This window comes from Isoptericola sp. NPDC057191 (assembly GCF_042670225.1).
Lineage (GTDB): Bacteria > Actinomycetota > Actinomycetes > Actinomycetales > Cellulomonadaceae > Isoptericola.
The window spans coordinates 1-2,808 of the sequence record NZ_JBHUWC010000292.1 but is presented as its reverse complement, the minus strand read 5'-3'; the positions used below and the strand labels follow the sequence as shown (position 1 = coordinate 2,808).

Sequence of the window (2,808 nt, the reverse complement as noted above, 5' to 3'; positions counted from 1 at the left end):
TTCCCGCCCTTTTCGTACCCACAACGCTCGGGCGGGAGGTCAGCCCTTGACCGAGCCGATCAGGGCGCCCTTGACGAAGAACCGCTGCACGAACGGGTAGACGATCAGCATCGGCAGCGTCGCGACGAAGATGACGGCCATCTTCACCGACTGCGCCGGGGGGACGACGTCCACCGCGCTCTCGTCCGCGTTCATGCCGCTCGCCACGATGACGATCTGGCGCAGCAGCACCTGGATCGGCCACTTGGTGGAGTCGTTGATGTAGAGGATCGCGCTCTGGTACGTGTTCCAGTAGTAGACCGCGTAGAAGAGGCCGATCGTCGCGATCGACGCGAGCGACAACGGCAGCACGATCCGCAGGAACACGCCCAGGTCGGAGCAGCCGTCGATGCGCGCGGCCTCCTCCAGGCTGTCGGGGATGCCCTGGAAGAAGCTCCGCATGATGACGAAGTTGAAGGCGTTGATCGCCACCGGGAGGATCAGCGACCACAGCGAGTCGATGAGGCCCAGGCTGTTGACCACGATGAACGTGGGGATCATCCCACCGCTGAACAGCATCGTGAACACCACGAGGAAGTTGATGACGCGGCGCCCCCGCAGGTAGCGCTTCGACAGCGCGTACGCCATCAGCGACGTGAGCAGCAGGCTCACGAACGTGCCCACCACCGTGACGAACACCGAGACGCCCATGGCCCGGAAGATCGTCGACGTCGACAGGATGTACCGGTAGGCGTCGAGCGAGAACGTGTGCGGGATCAGGACGAACGGCCGGGTCGCGAGCTCGCCCGGCGTCGCCAGCGAGCTGCCGAGCACGTTGATGAACGGCAGCACGCAGATCAGCGCGAACGCGGACAGGACGACGACGTTCACCACGCGGAAGACGCGCTGGCCCGTGGTGGGCCGGTGGATCCGGCCCTGATCACCGGGCCGGTCACCGGGCCGGCCCGTCCGGCCGGTGCGGCGGTCACCACCGGGGCGCGGTGCGACGAGGATCTTGCTCATGAGGTGCTCCCGGTCTCGGACAGGTGGTCGGAGGTCTGGTGGGGGCGTCGCAGGGCGAACAGCCCGGCGGCGACGAAGAACAGGAAGGCGATCGGGTACAGCACGAGCTGGCTGCCGAACAGGCACGCGAGCCCGGCGGCGAGGAACCACCACCCCGTCGACCGGCGCGCGGGACGGCGGTGCGCGACGTAGATCCCGGCGGCAGCCACGAGCAGCACCACCACGAGGGTGAGGCCGAACCAGGCGGCCAGCGTCCGGGCGGCGTCGTAGGCGTCCGACGACGCCAGGTCGATGCCCGCGTCCGTCATCGCCGGGTACAGGGTGTCGAGGAAGCTCTGCTCGTCGGTGCGGTTGAGCACCAGCGCGAACCCCCCGAGGAAGATCGCCGCGCCGACCATCCCGACGACGGCGAGCCACGTCTCGGCCCGACGGCGCACCGGGGGCGCGTCGTCACGCACCGCGAGGCTCGTCATCGACCCGCACCCCCTCGAGCCGCAGGTCCGGGCTTCCCTCGACCACGACGCCCGGCCCCTCGCAGCCTGTCACGCGCACGCGCGACAGGTCCGCGTCCGCGACGAAGCCGAGGTGGAGACCTGCCCGGCGCAGCTCCGGGACGCCGTCCGCCATCGCCGGGACCCCGGGCACGGCGTCGGTGGCGAACGACACCGTGACGTCGTCGAGCGTGAGCTCCGTGAGCGGCTGCTCGGGCAGACCGTAGAGGTAGCCGGCCGCCGCGTGCACGTCGCGGGCCGTGACATGGGCCAGGTGGATGCGCCGGAAGGCGGGGGTGGACGGGCCCACGGGGTGCGGGTCCCGGTCCGCGACGTGCGGCTCCTTGCCGTCCGGACCGCAGAAGTAGAAGGGGTTGATCACGAACGGGCACATCACGCCGCGCATCACGACGTTCGTCACCCGCACGTCCTCGACCACGCCGCCCCGCCCGCGCCGCGACTTGATGCGGATGCCGCGGTCGGTGCCTTCGAAGACGCAGCTGCTGATCACGACACCGCGCACGCCACCGCTCATCTCCGAGCCGATGACGACCCCGCCGTGGCCGTGCACCATCGTGCAGCCGGTGATGGTGATGTTCTCGCAGGGCACCCGCCGCGGGTCGTGCTCCGTGCCCGCCTTGATGGCCACGCAGTCGTCGCCGACGTCGATGTGGCAGTCGCTGATCCGCACGTTCCGGCTCGACTCCGGGTCGATGCCGTCCGTGTTGGGCGAGTCCGCGGGGTTGACGATGACGACGCCGGAGATCGTCACGCCGTCGCACCGCAGCGGGTGCACCGTCCAGCTCGGGGAGTTGGTGAGGCGCACGTCGCGCAGGGTGACGCGCTCGCAGTCGTGCAGCCCGACGAGGGTGGGGCGCGGGTGCGCGAGGCCGGCCCGGTCGTGCCGGAACGTGTCCCACCACGGACCACCGCCGCCGTCGATCGTGCCGAAGCCGGTGATCGCCACGTCCGTCTCCCCCGCCGCGTACAGGCACGGCGAGTGGATCGTGGCGGGCGCGCCCTCCCAGCGCGCCTCGACCGGTGGGTACAGGGCCGGGTCGGGCACGAACTGGAGCACCGCGCCCGCCTCGAGGTGCAGCTCCACGCGGGAGCGCAGGCGCAGCGCCCCGGTGCGGTGGGTCCCGGCGGGCACCACCACGGTGCCGCCGCCGGCCGCGCCGGCGTCGTCGATCGCGGCCTGGAGCGTGGCCGTCACGAGGGAGTCGTCGAGGGTGTGCACGTGTCGCCTCTCGCTGCTGCGGGGTGCTGTGAGCGGGCGTCTGGCCCCGTTCGGGGGCCCGGACAGGGCCAGACG

General features: G+C 71.1%; 3 protein-coding genes. All 3 read right to left on the bottom strand.

Annotation, left to right across the window (positions count from 1 at the left end; all coding sequences use genetic code 11):
* Positions 1–39: 39 nt before the first annotated feature.
* The 3 genes from ACFT55_RS19915 to ACFT55_RS19905 are packed head-to-tail and all read right to left on the bottom strand — an operon-like array spanning position 40 to position 2,733.
* Entirely contained in the window at positions 40–1,002 is a 963-nt protein-coding gene (locus tag ACFT55_RS19915; protein ID WP_380245588.1) for a carbohydrate ABC transporter permease, read from the bottom strand.
* Positions 999–1,475, bottom strand: a complete 477-nt coding sequence (locus ACFT55_RS19910) for a hypothetical protein (protein ID WP_380245587.1) — start codon at positions 1,473–1,475, stop codon at positions 999–1,001. Before ACFT55_RS19910 ends, ACFT55_RS19915 begins: the two co-directional genes overlap by 4 nt.
* On the bottom strand, positions 1,453–2,733 hold the full coding sequence (locus ACFT55_RS19905; RefSeq protein WP_380245586.1) for a glycoside hydrolase family 28 protein: 1,281 nt from the start codon (positions 2,731–2,733) through the stop codon (positions 1,453–1,455). Before ACFT55_RS19905 ends, ACFT55_RS19910 begins: the two co-directional genes overlap by 23 nt.
* Positions 2,734–2,808: the final 75 nt, after the last annotated feature.

Bases quoted from the DNA above. Each gene is read 5' to 3' on its own strand.
- ACFT55_RS19915 (WP_380245588.1), bottom strand. From the start codon at position 1,002: ATGAGCAAGATCCTCGTCGCACCGCGCCCCGGTGGTGACCGCCGCACC.
- ACFT55_RS19910 (WP_380245587.1), bottom strand. From the start codon at position 1,475: ATGACGAGCCTCGCGGTGCGTGACGACGCGCCCCCGGTGCGCCGTCGG.